The sequence below is a fragment of the Ruminococcus sp. genome, from assembly GCF_016287535.1.
Taxonomy (GTDB): Bacteria; Bacillota; Clostridia; order Oscillospirales; family Ruminococcaceae; genus Ruminococcus.
In genome coordinates this window covers 24,373-45,626 of record NZ_JAEFAJ010000010.1, presented here as the reverse complement: position 1 = coordinate 45,626, position 21,254 = coordinate 24,373, and the positions used below count along the sequence as shown (strand labels likewise).

The following is a 21,254-nucleotide window of genomic DNA, read 5'->3' as shown; positions in this document are numbered from 1 at the left end:
ACCTCCCGATTTCCGCTTCTAAATGCAGAAAATTACTTTGTGCAATCCTTACGGATCTCCGAAATATATTTTTTTATCTCTGAAAAGCACTCGTCAGCAGTACCGTTGTTGTCAAATCTTTTGTCTATCCCGGCTTCTTTCAGCTTTTCATCGGAAAAGTCCTCGTTGTCAGCAAGGAACCTCCTGCAAAGCTCAGCATACTTTGGCTGCGCCTGTCTCTTCTCACGCTCGACAGCGCGGAGGAAACGTACATCATCACTGACCTCCACATATATCGGAACAACTGCTCCCTCACCGCAGTATTCTTTCAGGCGTACAAACGATTCAACTGTACCGATGCCGGCAAGATCTCCCTTATCTGTCGCAATGCTGTCAGCAGCGGTAAAATATGTCCATTCACCATGACAGGTAGAGTATGTACGCGACTCAATGACATTCCCGCTCCCTGCCATCTCACGGAAGCATTCATCATCAACAAAGTGGTACTCCACACCCTCCTGTTCATTGCTTCTTGCAGGGCGGGTAGTATAGAGCACTACTGGCGAAAGCTCAAGTTCCGAAACGATACGGCTGTACAGGGTATCCTTTCCGGAAGCGCTTTTTCCGATGATATAAAAAATATGATTCATATCAAAGCTCCACAAATAAAATCATTTTTTGCAGATTACTCCACATTAAGACATTATATCACACCATGTAGGATAAATCAAGAGCTTAACTTGCCATTTTTTGCGATTTTTTGCAGGATTCATCACAAATGGTCTAATTCAACTAAATATTGCAGGTTTGGAAGAAATTAATGAGCAAAATGCTGTTTTAAAAGTCCAATTTGTAAATTTTCTGCTCCCCTGCTTTACTTTATTCTAAAAAAGTATTAAAGTATATATGGAAAAATACAGAAAACAGGAGGATATATATGAGAAGGAAAACATCTATCTTTGTCAGGGCAGTATCCGCGGCAGCCGCTGTGATAATTGCCGCAGCTGCTGTTATGCCGGCAGGCATAAGCTTCACTGCAAATGCAGGTCAGCAGCTGGGACAGACAGATTTTGAAAACGGAGTAGGCCTGCCGTGGCATATCGTGGAATCCGCACCGGGCGAAATGGATTTCGACATAAGCAAGGGAGTTTACACAGTTACTATCGTGAATCCCGGAGGAGCTTCACGGGGCGGAGAGGACAGATGGGACTGCCAGTTCAGACACAGAGGTCTGAAGATAGTCTCAGGTCACAAATATAAAGTATCCTATGAGATAACTCCCTCCGAAAGCGGAAAATACTATACCAAAATAGGCAACCTCGACGGCGATGTCGAGATATGGCATAATATGATGGCGGACAACGGTCCCGACTTCAACAGCACATGGGAATGTATACAGATAGGCAAGAACGAAACTAAAAAGGTCGATGTAACTTTTACCGCTGACAAGTCCCTTGATGTTGCGGAATGGGCTTTCCACCTCGGCGGCAGCGGTCAGTATACCAACGGTGACTGCTTCCCTGCCGGCACCGAGATAAAGTTCGACAATATGTCGCTTATTGACCTTACAAGCGACGAGAACGACTATCCCGATGTCTCTCCCTACGAAAGAGCCGGAATACTCACCAATCAGGTATGCTACTTCCCTGAAAGAGCCAAAAGAGCTACACTTCTGAGTGACTCCTCAAAGGCTGTTGATTTTGAAGTCAAGGACAGTTCGGGAAAAACTGTATACGAAGGAAAAAGCACTCCTTTCGGTCACGACAAGGACTCTGACGACGAGGTACACATTCTCGATTTCAGCAGTCTCAAAAAGGAAGGCACCTATCACATTGAAGCCGCTGACGGCTCAGAGAGCAGAGACTTCGAGATATGCGGTTCATCTGTATATTCGAGCCTTCTCTATGATTCCCTCAACTATTTCTACCAGAACAGAAGCGGTATAGAGATCGAAAGCGAATATATATCCTCAGGCGATACCTCTGCACTGGCCCGTGCGGCAGGTCACCCGAAAGATATGGCTGAGATCGAACATACCTGGGGCTACAGCGGCAGCAGCGGATCAGTTGACGTTACAGGCGGCTGGTACGACGCAGGCGATCACGGCAAATATGTCGTGAACGGAGGATTCTCACTGTGGCTCATGCAGAATCAGTACGAAACAGCGCTGAAATACGGCTTTGAAGAAGCTTATGCAGACGGCACCATGCTGCTTCCCGAAAACAGTAACGGTATCCCGGATCTCCTTGATGAAAGCCGCTGGGAAATGGAATGGATGCTGAAAATGATCGTTGACAGCGGCGAGTATAAAGGCATGGCATACCACAAAGCCCACGACGAAAAGTGGACTGCACTGGGAATAGCTCCTGCCGATGACAATATGAAGCGTATCGTAAAGCCCCCCACCACTGCCGCTACCCTGAACCTCGCAGCCTGTGCCGCTCAGGCAAGCAGACTGTGGAAGGATATCGACAGCAGTTTTGCGGATGAATGTCTTGAAGCCGCGGAAAACGCTTTCAAGGCTGCAAAGAAGCACCCTGCCATGTACGCTCCCCTTGACGAATCTGTAGGCGGCGGAGCTTACGGCGACGATGACGTTGAGGATGAATTCTGCTGGGCTGCCCTTGAGCTTTTCATAACCACAGGCAACGAGGACTACTACGACGAAGCAACTGAAAACAAGTTCTTCCTTGACGTTTCTTCAACTCTCGGCGGCGGAGAAAGCGTGGATACCATAGGAAGCTTCGACTGGGGCAATACCGGCGCACTCGCAACTCTCAGCGCAGCTCTCAATCCTGAGAAATTCGACAAGGGCGATGTTGAGATAATCCATGAAGCCATAATTGCCGCTGCCGACCGCTATATGGCTATCGAAGAAAATCAGGGTTACGGTCTCCCCTACGGTCAGAGCACACTTTCCTACAATGACAGCGATCAGGGCTACATCTGGGGTTCCAACTCATTTGTCACAGATAATTCCATAGTCATGGCTTATGCTTATCTCCTCACCAGTGAGGAACAGTATCTCGACGGTGCTATAGGCGGTATGGATTACATACTCGGCAGAAACGCCATGGACTACTCCTACGTAACAGGCTACGGCACACACGCTATAGAGTATCCCCATCACAGGTACTGGGCTAAGCAGATCGACGAAGCATTCCCAAAAGCTCCAAACGGCGTAATGTGCGGCGGCCCGAATTCCGGTATGCAGGATCCGTGGGTGCAGGGCTCAGGCTGGAAGAAGGGAGAGATAGCTCCGCAGAAATGCTACCTTGACAATATCGAAGCATGGTCCGTAAACGAATGTACAATAAACTGGAACGCTTCTCTTGCATGGCTCGCAGGTTTCACAGCACAGGAAGCAACTGATGAAGGAATACATACCGAACATCATTCAAACGGCAAAAAAACTGATGCCACAGAAAAAAACACAACAACAAAACAAGCAAAGGACAAAACCGAAAAAGCTACAACAAAGACTGCAAAACAGAGCAGCGACAATGACAGCAGAACAGATGACTCAAACGGTGTCAAAAAAACAGCCCTCATTGCCGGAGCCGCAGTTATAGCTCTTATCTCCCTTGAACTTTTCATCTACAAGCTCGTAAAGCTTAAAAAGAAACAGTAAAAATTTCCCCGTATAAAGCATTTCCCTTTATACGGGGAATTTTCATTTTTCTGTCACAAACGCGGACATACTCAGACTTGACTTTTTCCGACATTAGTTGTATAATGAAAATATCTATGATACAGGAGAGTGTAAAATTAATGAGTAAAGGAAACGGCTTTTTCAGCAATCTGAAAAATTCCACAAAAATAACCCTTGTTTCGTGCGGCTGTTTCATTGCCCTTGCAGCAGCTATCCTTTCGTTCTTTGTACTGTTCCCCCTTACACCTACAGAAAAGGTAATCTCAAGGTTCGGACGTGAGAAGATCAATAACGGCACAAACGCTGTAACAAATATAACCACATCTGTCATTACAACAACTATGAATGATATTTCCGTTGTCAAAACCACACGCACCACAACGGTTTCTAAAACTACAAGAACAAACTATACTATAAAGGTCACAACTGGTTCGGGATACTTCGTGGAACAAAGGATACCTACCGGAGTTTATCCCAATGAATACTATGTTCAGACAACTACTACCGTAAGCTCCGTGACAGGCGGAACCGGTTCGGGCAGCAGTTCAGGTTCAGGCAATGGTTCAGGCTCAGGTAACGGCAGCGGTACCGGTTCAGGAACAGAAAACGGCTCCGGTTCAGGCAGCGGTACAGGTTCAGGAAATGGCTCAGGCAATTCAGCAGGCGGCAACGAAACGCCGGTAACACCTACAGACAGCGGCAGCGGTTCAGGTGATACAGGTTCAGGCGGCGGCAACGCTACTCCACCGGCTCCGTCAGATAATGGCGGCGGTGCAGCGGCAGGCGGCAGCGAAGCTCCGGCTCCTGCAGAGAGCAGCGGCGGTGCGGCAGGCGGTGCAGCAGCATCTGCGGAATAATATAAAAAATTAAAGGCTTCCGGAATGGAAGCCTTTTTATTGTTCAGAAAACAGCTTTTTTTATCATGTCAAGCTCTTCAAGCGAGATACAGTTGGGTATATCCTCATACTTCATAACGGAAAGCAGCTCGTCTATCTCTGCCCAGCATACCTCCGAAACCTCTGAGGACTGAAGCACAAGGTCTTCTATGTCTATGTTCTCACGGCAAATATATACCGCCACAAGCTCATTGTCATGAATATCGCCCTTTGAATACTCGGCTTTCTTCAGACCTATGAATTCAAGCTTGCTTCTGCCGATATCAAGTCCGAGTTCCTCATGTACTTCTTTAAGTGCAGTATAGCGGAACTCGTCCCCCTGAGATACATGACCTGCCGCAGAAACATCGTAGCAGTCAGGATTTATTTCCTTTTCGTGGGCACGCTTCTGGAGAAGTACGAATACTCCCATATCACGGCGTTTTATCATCCATATATGCACTGTAGGATGCAGATCACCGTCACGGTGGACAAGTGTACGCGGCTTGCTTGCCGCAGTTATCCTTGCTCTGTCGTCAATGAGATTGAGGAATTCATCGGAAATAAATTCAACATTTATACCCTTGTCCTCCTCCGCTGCCTCCGTAAAAACCGATTTGATCTCGTCAATGGCTGAATTAGGCAGCTCCTCATCGGAAATATATATCTTATACGAAGCAGGTGAGCCTTTTTCCGCAACAGCACCTGCAAGCCTGAACTTGTCTGTTATATCAGTTGTTCCGAGCTTTTTGGCTAATTCGTCATAGAGCTTATCCTCTGCCGCGAGCCTGCTCAGAAAAATTTCTATATCTTCCATATTTCTCTCCATCTGCGGATATTTCCCATAAACGCCTTTATTCCGCGGCTTTCATTATATACCTACCGAGCTGAAATGTCAATACCTTTTGGATAATTCCGCAAAAAATGCTTTCATTTATACGCTTTTAACAGTTGCCAAGGACAAGTAAGCCTGCTAAAAAAGTAATTGAGCCTGCAAGCGCCGGCGTAGCCGGGCTTACAGGCTCTGTGCTGGCGTCCCAAAGAGGAGTCGAACCTCCGGCCTACTGCTTAGGAGGCAGTCGCTCTATCCTACTGAGCTATTGGGACAAATCCAATGATTATTTTACCACATATTTCTCCTCATTTCAAGTACCGGATAATAATTTTATATTTTTAACATAATATCCTTCAAAAAAGCCGTCCGGAGCATTTCCGAACGGCTCATTTTATTTTATACCCGTACAGTCTTTCCCATGAGGACAACCGGTGCAGCTGCCGCAGCAGCCGCCTTTTCTGTGCTGCTTCACCGTACTTCTTACCGCAAATATTACCGCTGCTGTTATAAGCAGAACAAGTATGATATCAAATATATTCATTCAAATCACTCCCAAAGCCATACATATTAGCTTTACGACAAAAGCTGCCGCCCAGGCTACAGTACACTGAAATACTGCCATTGTAAACGCCCATTTTTTTCCGAGCTCACGCTTTACCGCGGCTATCGCAGCCACACACGGAGTATAGAGCAGACTGAATATCAGAAGCGCAGCAGCTCCGCTGACTGTCAGTGCTGTTCCTACATTTCCGCCGAAGAGGACTTCAAGTGTTGATACAACGCTTTCCTTTGCCATAAATCCTGTTATCAGTGAGGTGATTATCCTCCAGTCGCCAAGTCCGACAGGACTGAATACAGGTTCAAGAAGACCTGCTATTGCAGCAAGTATGCTCTCCTCGGAGTCCTTTACCATATTGAAGCTGAAGCTGAAATTCTGCAGGAACCATACAACGATGGTCGCTATAAGTATGACCGAGAAGGCTCTCTGCAAAAAATCCTTAGCCTTCTCCCAAAGAAGCTGAACAACATTTTTCATGCTCGGCATCCTGTAATTAGGCAGCTCCATTACAAACGGAACCGCTTCTCCGCGGAAAATGGTCTTTCTGTAAAGCAGAGCAGTCACGATACCCATAACTATACCGAGAATATATAGCCCAGCCATTATAAGTCCGCCCCGCTTAGGAAAGAAAGCGCTCACAAAGAAGGCATAGATAGGAAGCTTGGCAGTACAGCTCACAAAGGGAGTGAGGAGTATGGTCATCTTTCTGTCTCTCTCACTGGGCAGAGTTCTCGTTGACATTACCGCAGGAACGGTACAGCCGAAGCCTATAAGGAGCGGCACTATGCTTCTGCCCGAAAGACCTATCTTTCGCAGCAGCTTGTCCATAACAAAGGCAACTCTTGCGATATATCCACTGTCCTCCAGCAGAGAAAGAAAGAAGAACAGCGTTACAATAACAGGCAGGAAGCTCAGAACGCTTCCGACGCCTGCAAATATACCGTCTATGACAAGGCTGTGTATGGTCTCGTTGATGTCCATTTTCACAAGGAAGCTGTCAGCTGCCTGTGTAAGCTTATCGACACCTGTTTCAAGCAGTCCCTGCAGCCACGCACCTATAACATTGAAGGTCAGCAGAAATACAAGCACCATAATAACAATGAATGCGGGGATAGCCGTGAACTTTCCTGTCAGTATCCTGTCTATCCTTCTGCTCCTGATAGTCTCCTTGCTCTCATGGGGCTTTATAACTGTCTCACTGCATATACGGTGTATGAAAGCGAACCTCATATCCGCAACAGCTGCGCTCCTGTCAAGTCCGCGCTCCTTTTCCATCTGGCTGATGATATGCTCCAGCATTTCCTTTTCGTTATCGTCAAGTCCGAGCTGCTCAAGTATGAGCCCATCACCTTCCACCAGCTTGCTCGCAGCAAATCTGACAGGGATACCCGCACTTGAAGCATGGTCATCGATCAGAGCGATTATTCCGTGGAGACAGCGGTGTACAGCGCCGTTCTTGTGCCGTCCGTCGCAGAGGTCCTGCTGGAGCGGTCTCTCCTGAAAGTGGGCTATATGTATCGCATGATCAATAAGCTCGTCAACGCCCTTGTTCTTTGAAGCGGAGATAGGCACAACAGGTACGCCGAGGAGCTGCTCCATAGCGTTTATATCGACCGAACCGCCGTTTCCGCTGACCTCGTCCATCATATTCAGCGCTACGACCATAGGGATATTCATTTCGAGGAGCTGCATGGTGAGATAGAGATTTCGTTCGATATTTGTAGCGTCAACTATGTTTATGATAGCTTTCGGCTTGTCGTTGAGTACGAAATTACGTGAAACTATCTCCTCACTGCTGTAAGGAGACATTGAATATATACCGGGAAGGTCGGTAACAAGAGTATTTGGATAGCCCTTTATCGGACCGTCCTTTCTGTCTACCGTAACGCCGGGGAAGTTTCCTACGTGCTGGTTTGAACCTGTAAGGCGATTGAAAAGAGTGGTCTTTCCGCAATTCTGATTGCCCACGAGAGCAAATGTGAGCTGCTCGTCATCGGGAAGCGGATCACCGTCGCCCTTTGCGTGAAAGATACCGCCCTCGCCAAGACCTGGGTGGTGGCTCTTCTGCTTTTTCTTTCTACCAGCTGCTTCAGCTTCCTTAGCACTTACCGGAGTCACTTCTATCCTGTCCGCGTCGGCAAGACGGAGTGTGAGTGAATATCCGTGGATCTGAAGCTCCATCGGGTCACCCATGGGAGCAAGCTTCAGCATAGTCACCTCAGCACCGGGGATAACTCCCATATCAAGGAAATGCTGACGCAGAGCGCCTTCTCCGCCTACGACCTCGATAACAGCGCTCTCGCCTGCTTTCAGTTCCTTTAATGTCATATTATTCCTTCTTTCAGAACACTAACCTGTTTTAACTTTCATTATATAACTTTTATGCAGGCAAGTCAATATCAGTTGAAGAAAACCAACTCACAAAAAATTTTTTAACACTTTTGAAGCTGTTTCTTAACATTTAAAACTTGACAGTCAAAAAGCCCTGTGTTATAATATTAGCGTAATTGAATTGCAGTCTGAAACTGAGGGAAGCACGGTGAAAATCCGTCGCAGCAGTCACTGCCGTACAGTCGGATCGCTCGTCAGACATTGCAGGCAATTTACGTTTTTGGACAATGAAAAACGTATGCCGCTGACTTCACATATATGTGGAGCTGTTTTGCTGCGCTTTTCTGCATCGCGGAAAGGCTTTTTTGTTGCCCGTACTATATTTTAAAGGAGTCGGTTTTATGAAAAGATCTATCGCAATGGCAGCTGCAATGCTTATTTCCTTCTCGGCTGTGGGTATGAACGTATCCGCTGAGGAAAATGAAACGAAGGTTTTCGTTACTGTTTCCGACAAAAACAGAGAACTCGTCATTGTACAGGAGCCGGTCACCGTTACTGACATCGACAGCGACGGCAAGCTCACTATCAATGACGCTCTCAGTATCGCTCACGACATCAAGTTCGAGGGCGGTGCGGCAGCAGGCTACAAGTCTTCTGTAGGACAGTACGGTCTTCAGCTTGAAAAGCTCTGGGGCACAGAAAACAATCTCAGCTTCGGCTTCTACGTAAATGATACTTTTTCCATGGGACTTGCTGACGAAATAAAGAACGGCGACTATATCGAAGCTTTTACCTATCCGGATCCAAATGACTACAACTATTTTTACTCGTACTTTGACAAAAAGAACGGCGAGGAAGCAGATCCTGATTCAGAGGTCACACTCACTCTTTCCTATGTATCCTTCGACGAGAACTACGCTCCGGTAAGCAACAAGCTCAAAGGCGCAAAGGTCACTGTCAACGGCAGGGATACAGGAGCTGTAACAGACGATGACGGAAACGCAACTGTAAAGCTGACAGAGGCAGGCAGAAATGTTATAAGCGCTGATTCGGACAGCATAAATATAGCTCCGCCTTCATATCTCATAAATGTAAAGGGCGAAGCCGTTACAACAACGACCACTGCAGCTGAAACGACTACCACAACTACTACATCAAAGGTCACAGCAAAAACTACCACTACCACATCCAAGAATTCCAGCTCGCCACAGACAGGAGTTAAGAACTCTGGAACGGCAATAGCAGGTCTTTTTGCAGCGGCATTCACAGCCTTCCTGATGAGAAGAAGAGATGAGGAATAAGGTACTCCCCGGTATCCTGTGCTCACTGCTCGTGATAATACTCTCGCTGTACAATCCGGCATTTACTGCGGAATGCAGCGATCATACCGTCGGTGAGGTCGATGACCTTATCGGCGGTATAATTGATTATAAGCTCGGTCAGGCAGGTGCAGGAAGCATTGAAGAATGGCTCAGGAGCGGTATTGCCGAAGGTGCAGGAACGGTCTCGGACTGGTACGCCCTGACTCTCAGTCAGTACGGATATACAGACCTTTCAGCATACGAGAGCGCTCTACTCGGATATCTTGACAGCAATAACGTCACTTCTGCCACTTCACGGGAAAAGTATGCCCTTGCCCTCTGTGCGGCAGGCAGTGATAACAGCTATATCACCGATATACTTGACAGCTCCATAGGCGGTCAGGGCATGATGAGCTGGATATACGGTCTCCATGTGCTCAACAACGGCTACACCTGCTCGGATTTCACCGCAGATTCTGTTACGGATACTATACTGTCCATGCAGTACGCCGATGGAGGCTGGGCTTTGTTCGGTGACTACGGCGACATAGACGTTACCGCAATGACAGTTCAGGCTCTTGCGCCTTACTATCATAGCAACAGTGCAGTCACAGATTCGGTGGAACGTGCACTTGACTTTCTTTCACGGAAGCAGAAAGACAACGGCGGCTATGAGAGCTTCGGCAATGCCAATCCCGAAAGTGCGTCACAGGTACTGACCGCTCTCTCCGCACTTGGTATAGACTGCCGCAGTGATGAGCGTTTCATCAAAAACGGTAACGATATTATCGACGGAATTGTACGTTTCTGCCTTCCTGACGGCAGCTTCTCCCACACTGAAGGAGGCGCTTCCAATGAGACGGCAACTGTGCAGGCGTTCTATTCTTTTGTTGCTTTCAGACGTATGACTGACGGTAAAACACCGCTGCTCATTCTTGATAACCGAAAGCTCCCCGAAACTCAGCAGCCTCAGACTGAAGCTGAAAAAAACAACTCAGAGGAAAACACTGTTTCTTCAGTTTCAGCATCTGCCGAACCCAGAACAACTGCTTCTGCCGTTATGACAACTACAGTCTCAGTATTGAAAACTACAGTTACAACCTCTATTTCCGCTCTGACAATCACCACATCAGTATCATCGGGAGCTGTCAGTACAGCTGCTGTGATACAGGAGCAGCCGGTAAAAAAAGGCAGCTATAAGCCTAAGGCTGTTATCATAATAATATGTTCCGCTGCCGTGCTCGGACTTATATTGCTCATAATCGGCAAGAGGAATATAAAGAACTTTATCTTTCTCGGAATTGCTGCGGGAGTATGCATAATTATTGTACTGGTAACAGATATAAAATCAGTTGATGACTACTACAGCGGCAGAAAAAAAGAAAAGAAAAACGCAATAGGTACTGTGACAATGGAGATACGCTGCGATACCATAGCAGACAAGTCAGACTCCGGGCATATTCCTGCAGACGGAGTAATTCTTCCGCCTACAGCCTTCGATATCGAAGCGGGAGAAACGGTTTTCAGCATACTTACAGAAGCTGCTCAGACCTACGGCATTCAGGTTGAAAATAAAGGCAGCGCTGGAAGCGCTCACGGAATGGTCTACATTTCCGGAATAAACTATATATATGAATACGATTTCGGCGACCTTTCAGGCTGGGTATACCATGTCAACGGCATAACTCCGTCAAAAAGCTGCGGTGAATATGTTCTTTACGACGGTGACAGGGTGGAATGGCTCTACACCTGCGAAATAGGTCACGACCTTGATGAGGTGTACGAAAAATGAGAAGCTTTTCCGAATACAATCCCATAGTTATAACAGTATGGTTTTTCAGTGTGACCGGAATTGCCATGTTCAGCACTTATCCCCTGCTTATGGCTATGTCTCTGATCGGCGGAGTTATTTTTTTCACAGTAAGGAACGGCCTTTCACACGGAAGGGAGCATATCTTCTTCTGGCTGCTTTTTGCAGTGCTTGCAATTGCAAATCCGCTGATATCCCACAATGGCAGGACGGTCCTCTTTGTTATGAACCACAATCCCGTGACACTTGAAGCCGCTCTTTACGGTCTGAATTCCGCTGCAATGATAACGGGAGTGCTGTACTGGTTCCGTTCTTTGACCCAGATAATGACCAGCGAAAAACTGCTTTACATAACAGGGGCTCTTTCGCCGAAGCTCTCCCTCGTAATATCAATGGCTCTGCGCTTCGTACCGCTTTTCAGCAGGCAGTCCGTTAAGATAAACAATGCTCAGAAGGCTATGGGACTTTACAAGGATGACAATATCATCGACGATATAAAAGGACGCTCACGTGTATTTTCAATACTCGTCACATGGGCTCTCGAAAACGGTATCATCACCGCTGACAGTATGGAAGCCCGCGGTTTCGGCGTTCACAGGCGAACTCAGCTCAAACAGTTCGGCTTCAGAACAGCTGATATAATACTGCTGACCGCTTCCCTGCTGCTGACAGGTATAACTGCCGCTGCTGTGGGAACAGGCGCTCTCAGCTTTGAATTCTATCCGTCGTTAAAAGCGGAACTCCCCGGTATTCTTGGCGCGGCAGGGGTTGTTTCCTACGGTGTGCTCATACTTCTTCCAATAATTATAGAAACGGAGGCGTGCCTCAGATGGAAATACTTGCGGTCAGTGATCTGACATTTACATATCCGGAATGTGATAAACCTGCTGCAAAGGAGATATCTTTCAGCCTTGAACGCGGAGAATTCGCTGTATTATGCGGAGCTACCGGCAGCGGCAAATCCGCTCTCCTCCGTATGCTGAAACGTGAACTAACTCCGGTAGGAGACATGAGCGGAAGTATCAGCTTCTGCGGTTCTCCTCTTTCAGAACTTGACGATATCACCTCGGCTTCTGCCATCGGCTTTGTTATGCAGAATCCGGAACAGCAGACCGTTACCGACAAGGTATGGCACGAACTTGCATTCGGACTTGAAAATCTCGGTATCCCGCCTGAAGAGATTTCAAGGCGTGTTGCCGAAATGGCAAGCTATTTCGGTATAAGCGAATGGTACGACAAGGACACTGCTGATATCTCCGGCGGTCAGAAACAGCTAATCAACCTTGCTTCTGTACTGGTAATGCAGCCGAAACTGCTCATACTTGATGAACCGACAGCTCAGCTCGATCCCATTGCCGCTTCGGATTTCATTATTACTCTTAAAAGGCTGTGCAATGACTTTTCTATTACTGTTATTGTCGCGGAACACCGCCTTGAAGACGTCGTTCCGATTTGTGACAGGCTCCTTGTAATGGAAAACGGTTCCCTTATCGCAGACGCTCCTCCTGCTGAGGTGATAAGCCAACTCCGAGGACGGGACGATATACTCTGCGGGATGCCTGCGGCTTCGCGTTTATACGCGAAGCTCAGCGGCAGCGGACGCTGTCCGCTGACAGTCCGCGAGGGCAGGTCATTTATAGAAAACAGCTACTGTAATACCACCCGCGGACTTCCGCAGGCATCATATGAACAATCAGAAGCTGCCGCTCTTGAATTCAAGGATATATACTTCCGCTACGAAAGGAACGGAAAAGACATACTGAAAGGACTCAGCTTCAAAGTATATAAGAGCGAGCTTTTCTGTATTCTCGGAGGCAACGGCTCAGGCAAGACAACTGCCCTTTCCGCAGCGGCAGGTATTCTCAAAGTCCACAGCGGCTGTATAAAGGTATTCGGGAAAAAGCTCAAAGACTACAGGAACCGCTCCCTTTACCGCGAATGTCTGGCAATGCTGCCGCAGGACGTGCAGACTGTATTCCTGAAAAGCACAGTACGTGATGAACTTGACGAATGCGGAGCAGACCTGTCAGAGCTCCCATACGATATCTCACATCTGCTCAGCAAGCACCCTTACGACCTTTCAGGCGGCGAACAGCAGCTCGTCGCTCTTGCAAAAGTTCTGGCCGCAAAGCCTGAACTGCTGCTCCTCGATGAACCGACAAAAGGACTTGATGCTGCGGCAAAGCTCAATATCATAAGAATCCTCCGCAGCCTGAGTGAAAAAGGTGTTACTGTTGTAACTGTGACTCATGACGTGGAATTTGCCGCAGCCTGTTCCGACAGGTGCGCTATGTTTTTCGGCGGTAAAATCGTTTCTTCCGGAACTCCTCAGAAGTTCTTCACACAGAACAGCTTCTACACTACAGCTGTAAGCCGGATGACAAGAGGCTATTACGACAATGCCGTCACTCTTGACGACGCAGTCATACTATGCCTTATCAACGGCAGAAAGGAGTGACCCATGCTCCTTATCAGAAATAAAAAAATCCGGGACGCCATAAAGGTAACTGTTCCTTTTATATTTGTCCCGCTGATAACAATTCTCGGCACTCTTATCTTTGACGAAAAGAAACACATAATCATCTCTCTGGCTGTGGCAGTTTCCGCACTTCTGCTCTTTGCGGCAGGCTTCGAGAAAAAGTCCACAGGAACAAGGCGTATGGTAATTGCGGCAGTAATGACAGCTCTTTGCTTTGCAGGCAGATTTATCCCGATCCTGAAGCCGGTTGCCGCTCTTACGATAATCACCGCCTTGTATCTCGGCGGAGAAGCCGGATTCCTTGTTGGTGCCCTTTCAGCCGTTCTCTCAAACCTCTATTTCGGACAGGGTCCCTGGACAGCCTTTCAGATGCTTGCATGGGGACTTATCGGACTTTTCGCAGGTATACTCTCAAAACCGCTGCTGAAGAGCCATATCCTGCTGCTCGTATACGGTGCAGTTACCGGTATAGCCTACTCGTTCATTATGGATATATGGACAGTGCTCTGGTACAATCAAAGCTTTGATATCAAGCTTTATCTTGCTGCACTTGTATCTGCTGTACCTTATACGGTATCCTATGTGGTTTCAAATGTGCTGTTTCTCTTTCTGCTTGCAGAACCCTTCGGCGAAAAGCTCCAAAGAATAAAAGTAAAATACGGCGTTTAAAATATGAGCAATATAATAATGCGGTACCACCGCAACCGCCATTAACTAATCACTAATAACTATTTGACTTTGGAAAGCAACTGTGATATAATGGTAAAGTAAAATTTAAATCCAATGGAGGTCTCTCAAAATGGGAATGTTTGACAAGCTTATAGCAAACCTTAAATCCAGCAAAAAAACCATCGTCTTCACTGAGGGCAGCGATCCCCGTATCCTCTCCGCAGCTGACAGACTTATCAAGGAAAATCTTATGGGCGTTATCCTCTGCGGAAATGTTGACGAGGTAAAGGCTGCTGCAAAGAACGGCGGCTTCAGTATCGACGGCGCTGAGATCGTTGATCCCGCAACCTATCCGGAAATGGATGCTCTCGTAGCTCAGATGTTTGAGCTCAGAAAAGGCAAGATGACAGAGGAAGAGTGCCGCGCAGCTCTGGCTAAGTCCAATTACTTCGGTACTATGCTCGTTAAGGCAGGAAAGGCTGACGCTCTTCTCGGAGGAGCTACATACTCAACTGCTGATACAGTAAGACCCGCTCTCCAGATAATAAAGACAAAGAAGGGTTCAAACCTTGTAAGCTCTTCATTCATTCTCTTCAGAGAGAAGGACGGCAAGGAAGAAAAGATAGCTATGGGCGACTGTGCTATCAACCTCGGCTACACAGACAGGCTCGACAAGGACGGAAATGTCGTTCTCACAGCCGCAAGACAGCTTGCTGAGGTTGCTGTTGAAACCGCAAAGACTGCTGATTTCTTCGGTATTGATCCTAAGGTAGCTGTTCTCAGCTTCTCAACATACGGTTCAGGCAAGGGCGGCACAGTTCAGCTCAGCCACGACGCTGTTATCGAAGCAAGAAATATCGATCCCAACCTTGTTATCGACGGTGAGTTCCAGTTTGACGCTGCTGTTTCTGCAGAAGTTGCCAAGACAAAGTGCCCGGATTCTAAGGTCGCAGGACAGGCAAACACATTTATCTTCCCTCTTATCGAGGCTGGAAATATCGGCTACAAGATCGCTCAGCGTCTTGGCGGATATGAGGCTTACGGTCCTATTCTTCAGGGTCTTAACGCTCCTATCAACGACCTTTCAAGAGGCTGCAACGCTGATGAAGTCTACAAGATGGCTATCATCACCGCAGGTATGGCTTGATCATACATATTTATACATATAATAAAGGGACTGCTTTCACGGCAGTCCCTTCTTTTTTATATTATCAGCCCTGACGAGCTGAAGATGCGGCAATTATCATCGCCTGCACCTCATGTATCGTACAGCGGTAGTCTCCGTCACCGTTTCTCCTGTATGTCCCGGTAAACGGACTGCCATTTATATAAACAGGTTTTACACTGTCATCAGCACGAGGTACAGTAATAGAAATTATATGCTTTCCGTTTATTTCCCTGATCCTCACATCTTCCTCTGAAAGAATATTAACACTCACCTTCCGGGTATCATTTATTATGTCCCAGAAGTCACTGACGAGCCACTCGGGATCAGGCAGATCCACCGCATGAAGAGTTCGGTCACTGTGCTCTTCAACACCGAGCAGGATTATCCCTCCGAGAGTATTCGCAAAAGCCGAGTAAGTCTCCCACAGGCTCTGAGGCAGACCGCCGATAGCCTTTTTTGCTTCTATTCTGTTATTTTCCTTGTACTTTTCAAGGTGAGTAAGGTCTATCATAGTCAGCCCACTTTCATTGCTTATTTTCTTTATTATATCCAATAAAGGCATGAAAGTCAAGTGAGGCGGAAACGACAGGACGCCTCAGCAAATGACCGGCAGTCAATGTGACAAAATTGTAATGTTAACAAAAGGTTAAATCCGCGCAATTTAGTTGATTTTTATATAGACTTGTGTTATAATAATTTCAGGATATTTTTAATTTGCTTATTTAATGGTTCTATCAGAATAATAATCACCATAGCAATAATAGTTGTATGCAATTTGAAAAAAGGCATTGCAGGGAGTTTAAATGCAGCGCCTTTTAAACAAAGTTTTTTTTAACCACATGATGTTAAATAATTGTCAAACAACCTTATTGTACAGTATCGGGAGGTGAACGGGGTAAAACTGAACGGTATCATAAAACAGTAAGCGATGATATCATATGATGATTTTTCTTTTAGATGATCCGGGCCGATTATTAAATTACAGTGCTGCAACGGCATATTTAATGACTTATAATAATTACTTTGTAATGCAGGGTGAGCCTGAGTGCTTCGGGGCTGCGGTACATAGTATTGTAGGGAATTAACGGGGTAAATGTTGTGGCCATACATAAGCAGCGGCATAATATCCGAACTCAGGGGGCGGAAGACGTCTGCCCAGAAACTACCATGAAAGGATCAGCATCTATGAGAACAACGACACAAATCAATACCTGCACCATTGAAAGAAAATTTCCTGAATGGGTGAAGGTAGATCGCATTATCAACGGGGTCAAGATTTACAACATGAATATTTTTGATAATATCATGTCTTTCAATCAGGATAATCTTGAAGGAGAAGCGATCGATTATTTTGGCACAAAAATCACTTACGGCGAACTGCCGGCACTTCGTGAAGCATACGCAAGAGGACTCAAACTGGCAGGGGTAAAGGAGGGCGACGTAGTTACTCTCTGTATGCCGGTAAGCGTAGAGAACCTTATGCTCCTTTTTGCCTGCAACCTCATCAAAGCTGTCAGCAACAATGTTAACTTTTTGTTCCTGAAGGAAGATTTCCCGCTCTATACACAGGACAAGGGGTCGGAGATAATAGTTACCCTTGATGCGTTTCTTCCTTATTTTACAAAGCACCTTGAGAACAGCAGCATCAAAAAGGTAATACTTATGAGTCTTGATGACTTCCTTCCTCCCGAAAAGAAGGGAATGTTCATGGATACATCTGAAATGCCGGAAAAAATGCAGGAAGTATTCAATGTAGATCAGATCATTGAATGCCTGAGCAATCTTGATAAGATCAAGGGAGTAGAGTTCATACGCCTTGAGGATCTTCGCATTGCCGGAGAAAACAGTGATATCCCTCTTGATCTCGGTCCTACAGATCTCGACCGTGATATAAGCTATTTCTACACCAGCGGTACTACAAACAAGCCTAAATGCGTCGTATATAAGGAGTATTCACTGAATGCCTATGTTGAGATGCACGCAGGACTTGATACACAGAACTATGTCGGCGAGCGTAATTTCCAGTGCATCCCCCTCACCCACATGACCGGAGAAAGAGTATGCGCCATCATGCCCCTTGCAAGAGGCGGTACGCTCGTACCGAGACCAATATACAACAAATACACATTTGCAAGAGATCTTTCGGAGACTGGCTGCAACTGCGTAGTCGCAACTGCAAGCTTTTATCTTACAAGCGTAAGACAGGGAGTTATTTCACCTACAGCCCTTGAAATGCTCAAGCGTCCCGCATCGGGCGGAGAGGCTGTAAACATCAATTCTATCCGCAAGATAGACAAATGGCTCCGTGACAACGGCTGCAGCGTAAGGTATTCTCTCGGCGGAGGCGCCAGCGAGGAAGGCGGCGCTACGCTGGTAACATATTTTATGGACGAAGAGACAAAGACCAATGAGACCGGAAAGCCTCTTGAGCCTTATGTACACGTAAAGCTCGTTGACGACAACGGAAACCTTGTTGAAGAAAATGAGGTGCTTGCCAACCTCCATGCTACAAGCCCTGCAGCGGCTGACCGTTATCTCAATAACCCAAAGGCGACGGAAGAACGCTGGTACTATGACGAAAACGGCACAAAATGGGGCGTTACAGGCGATATCGCCGTAAGACACGCTGACGGTTCATATACCATAATGGGCAGAGCCTCCGATTCTTATGTTGACGAAAACGGCAAGCGCGTATACCTTTTCATGATCGAGAGCACTCTTGATGAGAACGACCCTATAAACGAATGGGAGATAAGCGCTTTCAGAAATGAAAAAGGCGGATATGATGTTGTCGGTCAGATCATTCTCGATCCCGATGAAGCAGAACCGAGTGCCGAACTTGTAAAGTATATATGTGATAAATATCATCTCGACGCTGTAAAGTTCTACAAGGAATTCGAGATCGGCGAGATCACAGCAAAGAGAGACTACATACTTCTTACCCACGACTATAAGGGATATATCACCCCCGGTGAAGACGGTCGTCTTATGCTTGTGGATTATTCTGAGAACGGCAACACTGTCAGGATCAGAACAGGAAAGAATTTTATTATACCAATAACTGAAAAATACGGCAGGGAGGAAAAGTAATATGAAAATCACAAAGATCTTATCAGTACTTGTTTCAGCAGCTATGCTGAACAGTGCAGCAGGCGCAACAGCTTTTGCAGCCAAATATGAAAATACATCAGCAAGAACCTATAACTATGTAGCACTGGGAGACAGTATCGCCGCAGGCTTCGGACTGGCAGGCGAAAATATCGCAGATGATCCTGCACTCGTAATAACCGACGAGCTGCTCGCAGATCCTGTAAGCGGAGCTTATCCTGCGATATTCACAGAATATCTTAAAGAACTCGGCGAGGAAAGAGAATTTGACGTAAAAGGAACAAATCTCGCCTCCACAGCATACCGTGCAGAGGATATTGAAAAAACAATAAAGACTCCGGGCTATAAGGGTGAATTCGCTACAACGATCCTCGATACATATGTAGCTCCCGGCGCAAGCGGTGTTCTGACGCCTTACCATGATATATATAACAAGTATCTGTCCGAGGCAGACCTTGTTAGCATACAGCTTGGCGGAAATGATATTATCATGAGTATAATCCCACAGATGGTGTTCAACGAAAATCCCATACTTCAGGCGTCCGGTATCTCTCTTATGCTGACACTCTTCGGCACCGATTCAAAGACAGCTATCGGCGGAGGTTTACAGGTGATCGAAGCCAACAAGGACAATATAACCTCTGACGATTTTATCGAAGCTGCAAGCTTTATGTATAATGTAAGCAATAAGGCTGACGAGCTTGTAGATGAATCCGCTGAACACGTAAAGGGAGTTGTTGAGGCAGTAAAGGAACTCAACGGTGACGCTGACATCGCTCTTGTCGGTATGTTCAATCCTTACCGTACAGAGGAAAGCTCCGATGATATGGAGGAAGACGTTTTTGCTGTACTCGGCAGGATATATGCCGCTGCTGCAAATGCTGCCGCTGAAAGTGAGGATGAACCCGTATCATACGGCAATCCGGTAGAGAACCTTATAAATTGTGTTGAAGATAAGATTTATATGTTATATATGCTCACTGCAGAGATGTTAACATACAAAGATGCTGATGAGCTTGCAGAGATAATCAATATGGTCAAGGAGTATGACGACATAAACGAGCTCAGAGAGCTTGCAGCGGTTTTATCCGCTTCAGAAGGTGATCCCGCAGAGGAAAAGCTTCTTGAGATCATGCTGAAATACGATGATATCAGTGAACTCAAGACAGCTCTCGAAATAGCAAAAAACTACGATGACATCGCACAGCTTGAACAGTTCATAAAGATCACATCAATGAACCGCACAGCAAGTGATGCTGCCGTTGAAAGTGCTATCGTAGCTGAGCTCATAACTCCTATCGCAATGCAAATGGCAGGCAAAAATGTTGATCCGCAGATACGCCGCCTCAATGAACAGCTGAAGGTCGTTGCGGAAGAAACAGGCGCAATATATGTTGACGTATACGATATATCCACTGAAGATGATTTTGACCCTCATCCGAATGCAAACGGACACAAAGAAATCGCAGGTATTCTGTTTGATGATCTTTATCAGCTCATCTGCGACAGTATGCCGCTCCCTGTTGAGATAACCGAAGAAGATACAGTTCCTTCTTCAGAGCCCGTTGCAGACATCAGACCTGCCGGTGATGTAAATAACGACGGTCTGATAGATACTACCGACGCTGTATATGTCCTTGCACATATTCTCGGCGTAAGACCGCTTACAGCAGATGAAAAGAAGTATGCCGATATGGACGGAAACAATTTCATTAATCTGGTCGATCTTTTGCTCATCTTTAATCAGTCAGCTATGTGAGCCTGATCACAGTCACAGAGGAACCTGATCTGATTACTTATAAGTAAACGAATCTCCCCCGGCAGAGCCGGGGGAGATTACAAATACAGGCTGCGTGACCATGTTGTCACGCAGCCTTTTGCTATACACTTGTTATATTCCCCATGCTTCCTGATATCCGACCTCTTCCCCGTCTTCACCACTCGCCTGCACGGCTTCCGCGTAGACATATATATCAAATTCATCAGATAAATCAACAGGAGCAGATGAAAAATCCACATTTACCCAGCTTAACAGGCTTGTGCCTGTCATCGCACCACTGGCAACAGAAGAGGTATAATAGTAAAAACCGTCATTGTATATCCAGCCTTCCGGCAGGAAATTTCCGCTGTATGATACAGCATCCGTATAGACAGTTCCGTCATGGGAAAAATCAGTGATATCACGGTATTCTGAGTCAGAAAACTCAAGCCGTACTCTTACATAGCAGTCTTCTGTTCCGGTATTGCCGATCTTTATATCTTTCCGGAAGGGCTCATTGCTTTTACTTGAAGGTGGGGCAAAATCTTCACAAACTTCAATTCTGACATAGGTTTCAGGTTTTGGAGGAATTACTTTCGCACTCAGGCGATTTGTGATATAATCCTCACTTCTGAAATATGCTATTGTCTGGTCAATTATCAAAAACAGCGCTGTCGCAGCTGTAATACATAAAATTGTTCGTTTGCGTTTTGTCATTTTGCCCTCACC

General features: G+C 46.4%; 16 protein-coding genes, 1 tRNA gene and 1 riboswitch. Of the genes, 10 read left to right on the top strand and 7 right to left on the bottom strand.

Annotation, left to right across the window (positions count from 1 at the left end; all coding sequences use genetic code 11):
- Positions 1-32: 32 nt before the first annotated feature.
- Positions 33-629: a guanylate kinase gene (locus QZZ36_RS05940; protein WP_295078340.1), complete on the bottom strand. Its 597-nt coding sequence runs from the start codon at positions 627-629 to the stop codon at positions 33-35.
- 287 nt (positions 630-916) lie between these two features.
- Here QZZ36_RS05940 and QZZ36_RS05935 point away from each other — a divergent pair, with 287 nt between their 5' ends.
- A complete protein-coding gene (locus QZZ36_RS05935) occupies positions 917-3,610 on the top strand; it encodes a glycoside hydrolase family 9 protein (RefSeq protein WP_295078337.1) in 2,694 nt (897 codons plus the stop codon).
- Positions 3,611-3,750: 140 nt separating this feature from the next.
- On the top strand, positions 3,751-4,488 hold the full coding sequence (locus tag QZZ36_RS05930; RefSeq protein WP_295078334.1) for a hypothetical protein: 738 nt from the start codon (positions 3,751-3,753) through the stop codon (positions 4,486-4,488).
- A gap of 43 nt (positions 4,489-4,531) precedes the next feature.
- Here the strand turns inward: QZZ36_RS05930 and QZZ36_RS05925 are convergent, their stop codons facing one another.
- The 4 genes from QZZ36_RS05925 to feoB form a co-directional block, all read right to left on the bottom strand.
- A complete protein-coding gene (locus QZZ36_RS05925; RefSeq protein ID WP_295078331.1) occupies positions 4,532-5,323 on the bottom strand; it encodes an NUDIX domain-containing protein in 792 nt (263 codons plus the stop codon).
- A gap of 213 nt (positions 5,324-5,536) precedes the next feature.
- Positions 5,537-5,613: transfer RNA gene (locus QZZ36_RS05920), tRNA-Arg, on the bottom strand.
- Between the two features lie 119 nt (positions 5,614-5,732).
- A complete protein-coding gene (locus tag QZZ36_RS05915) occupies positions 5,733-5,882 on the bottom strand; it encodes a FeoB-associated Cys-rich membrane protein (protein ID WP_295078328.1) in 150 nt (49 codons plus the stop codon).
- On the bottom strand, positions 5,883-8,228 hold the full coding sequence (gene feoB, locus QZZ36_RS05910; protein ID WP_295078325.1) for a ferrous iron transport protein B: 2,346 nt from the start codon (positions 8,226-8,228) through the stop codon (positions 5,883-5,885).
- Positions 8,229-8,416: 188 nt separating this feature from the next.
- A riboswitch (adenosylcobalamin-variant (AdoCbl-variant) riboswitch) is annotated at positions 8,417-8,526 on the top strand.
- Positions 8,527-8,632: 106 nt separating this feature from the next.
- Here feoB and QZZ36_RS05905 point away from each other — a divergent pair.
- The 6 genes from QZZ36_RS05905 (at position 8,633) to pta (ending at position 15,637) form a co-directional block, all read left to right on the top strand.
- Positions 8,633-9,532 (top strand): hypothetical protein, encoded by a 900-nt coding sequence (locus QZZ36_RS05905; protein WP_295078321.1) that lies wholly within the window; start codon positions 8,633-8,635, stop codon positions 9,530-9,532.
- Positions 9,522-11,324 (top strand): DUF4430 domain-containing protein, encoded by a 1,803-nt coding sequence (locus tag QZZ36_RS05900; RefSeq protein ID WP_295078318.1) that lies wholly within the window; start codon positions 9,522-9,524, stop codon positions 11,322-11,324. The genes QZZ36_RS05905 and QZZ36_RS05900 overlap by 11 nt, the downstream gene beginning before the upstream one ends.
- The gene (locus tag QZZ36_RS05895) at positions 11,321-12,199 is read left to right on the top strand and encodes an energy-coupling factor transporter transmembrane component T (RefSeq protein ID WP_295078315.1); all 879 of its coding nucleotides are present in this window, start codon (positions 11,321-11,323) and stop codon (positions 12,197-12,199) included. The genes QZZ36_RS05900 and QZZ36_RS05895 overlap by 4 nt, the downstream gene beginning before the upstream one ends.
- A complete protein-coding gene (locus QZZ36_RS05890) occupies positions 12,172-13,800 on the top strand; it encodes an ABC transporter ATP-binding protein (protein WP_295078312.1) in 1,629 nt (542 codons plus the stop codon). Before QZZ36_RS05895 ends, QZZ36_RS05890 begins: the two co-directional genes overlap by 28 nt.
- Before the next feature lie 3 nt (positions 13,801-13,803).
- Entirely contained in the window at positions 13,804-14,490 is a 687-nt protein-coding gene (locus QZZ36_RS05885) for an ECF transporter S component (RefSeq protein WP_295078309.1), read from the top strand.
- 130 nt (positions 14,491-14,620) lie between these two features.
- The gene (pta, locus tag QZZ36_RS05880; RefSeq protein WP_295078306.1) at positions 14,621-15,637 is read left to right on the top strand and encodes a phosphate acetyltransferase; all 1,017 of its coding nucleotides are present in this window, start codon (positions 14,621-14,623) and stop codon (positions 15,635-15,637) included.
- 64 nt (positions 15,638-15,701) lie between these two features.
- Here pta and QZZ36_RS05875 read toward each other — a convergent pair whose 3' ends face one another.
- Positions 15,702-16,169 carry an ATP-binding protein gene (locus QZZ36_RS05875; RefSeq protein ID WP_295078303.1) on the bottom strand — a complete coding sequence of 156 codons (468 nt, stop codon included), beginning with the start codon at positions 16,167-16,169 and terminating at the stop codon, positions 15,702-15,704.
- Between the two features lie 656 nt (positions 16,170-16,825).
- Between QZZ36_RS05875 and QZZ36_RS05870 the strand changes: the two genes are divergently transcribed.
- Positions 16,826-18,748, top strand: a complete 1,923-nt coding sequence (locus tag QZZ36_RS05870) for a class I adenylate-forming enzyme family protein (protein WP_295078300.1) — start codon at positions 16,826-16,828, stop codon at positions 18,746-18,748.
- 1 nt (position 18,749) lies between these two features.
- Positions 18,750-20,525, top strand: a complete 1,776-nt coding sequence (locus QZZ36_RS05865) for a dockerin type I domain-containing protein (protein ID WP_295078297.1) — start codon at positions 18,750-18,752, stop codon at positions 20,523-20,525.
- 132 nt (positions 20,526-20,657) lie between these two features.
- Here the strand turns inward: QZZ36_RS05865 and QZZ36_RS05860 are convergent, their stop codons facing one another.
- Positions 20,658-21,242 (bottom strand): hypothetical protein, encoded by a 585-nt coding sequence (locus tag QZZ36_RS05860; protein WP_295078294.1) that lies wholly within the window; start codon positions 21,240-21,242, stop codon positions 20,658-20,660.
- Between the last annotated feature and the right edge of the window lie 12 nt (positions 21,243-21,254).

What these genes read in the sequence shown, in the direction of transcription:
- QZZ36_RS05925 (WP_295078331.1), bottom strand. Translation starts at nt 5,323, where the DNA reads ATGGAAGATATAGAAATTTTTCTGAGCAGGCTCGCGGCAGAGGATAAG.
- QZZ36_RS05915 (WP_295078328.1), bottom strand. Translation starts at nt 5,882, where the DNA reads ATGAATATATTTGATATCATACTTGTTCTGCTTATAACAGCAGCGGTA.
- QZZ36_RS05865 (WP_295078297.1), top strand. Translation starts at nt 18,750, where the DNA reads ATGAAAATCACAAAGATCTTATCAGTACTTGTTTCAGCAGCTATGCTG.
- QZZ36_RS05870 (WP_295078300.1), top strand. Translation starts at nt 16,826, where the DNA reads ATGAAAGGATCAGCATCTATGAGAACAACGACACAAATCAATACCTGC.
- QZZ36_RS05875 (WP_295078303.1), bottom strand. Translation starts at nt 16,169, where the DNA reads ATGATAGACCTTACTCACCTTGAAAAGTACAAGGAAAATAACAGAATA.
- QZZ36_RS05905 (WP_295078321.1), top strand. Translation starts at nt 8,633, where the DNA reads ATGAAAAGATCTATCGCAATGGCAGCTGCAATGCTTATTTCCTTCTCG.
- QZZ36_RS05890 (WP_295078312.1), top strand. Translation starts at nt 12,172, where the DNA reads ATGGAAATACTTGCGGTCAGTGATCTGACATTTACATATCCGGAATGT.
- QZZ36_RS05860 (WP_295078294.1), bottom strand. Translation starts at nt 21,242, where the DNA reads ATGACAAAACGCAAACGAACAATTTTATGTATTACAGCTGCGACAGCG.
- QZZ36_RS05900 (WP_295078318.1), top strand. Translation starts at nt 9,522, where the DNA reads ATGAGGAATAAGGTACTCCCCGGTATCCTGTGCTCACTGCTCGTGATA.
- QZZ36_RS05940 (WP_295078340.1), bottom strand. Translation starts at nt 629, where the DNA reads ATGAATCATATTTTTTATATCATCGGAAAAAGCGCTTCCGGAAAGGAT.
- QZZ36_RS05930 (WP_295078334.1), top strand. Translation starts at nt 3,751, where the DNA reads ATGAGTAAAGGAAACGGCTTTTTCAGCAATCTGAAAAATTCCACAAAA.
- QZZ36_RS05895 (WP_295078315.1), top strand. Translation starts at nt 11,321, where the DNA reads ATGAGAAGCTTTTCCGAATACAATCCCATAGTTATAACAGTATGGTTT.
- QZZ36_RS05885 (WP_295078309.1), top strand. Translation starts at nt 13,804, where the DNA reads ATGCTCCTTATCAGAAATAAAAAAATCCGGGACGCCATAAAGGTAACT.
- pta (WP_295078306.1), top strand. Translation starts at nt 14,621, where the DNA reads ATGGGAATGTTTGACAAGCTTATAGCAAACCTTAAATCCAGCAAAAAA.
- QZZ36_RS05935 (WP_295078337.1), top strand. Translation starts at nt 917, where the DNA reads ATGAGAAGGAAAACATCTATCTTTGTCAGGGCAGTATCCGCGGCAGCC.
- feoB (WP_295078325.1), bottom strand. Translation starts at nt 8,228, where the DNA reads ATGACATTAAAGGAACTGAAAGCAGGCGAGAGCGCTGTTATCGAGGTC.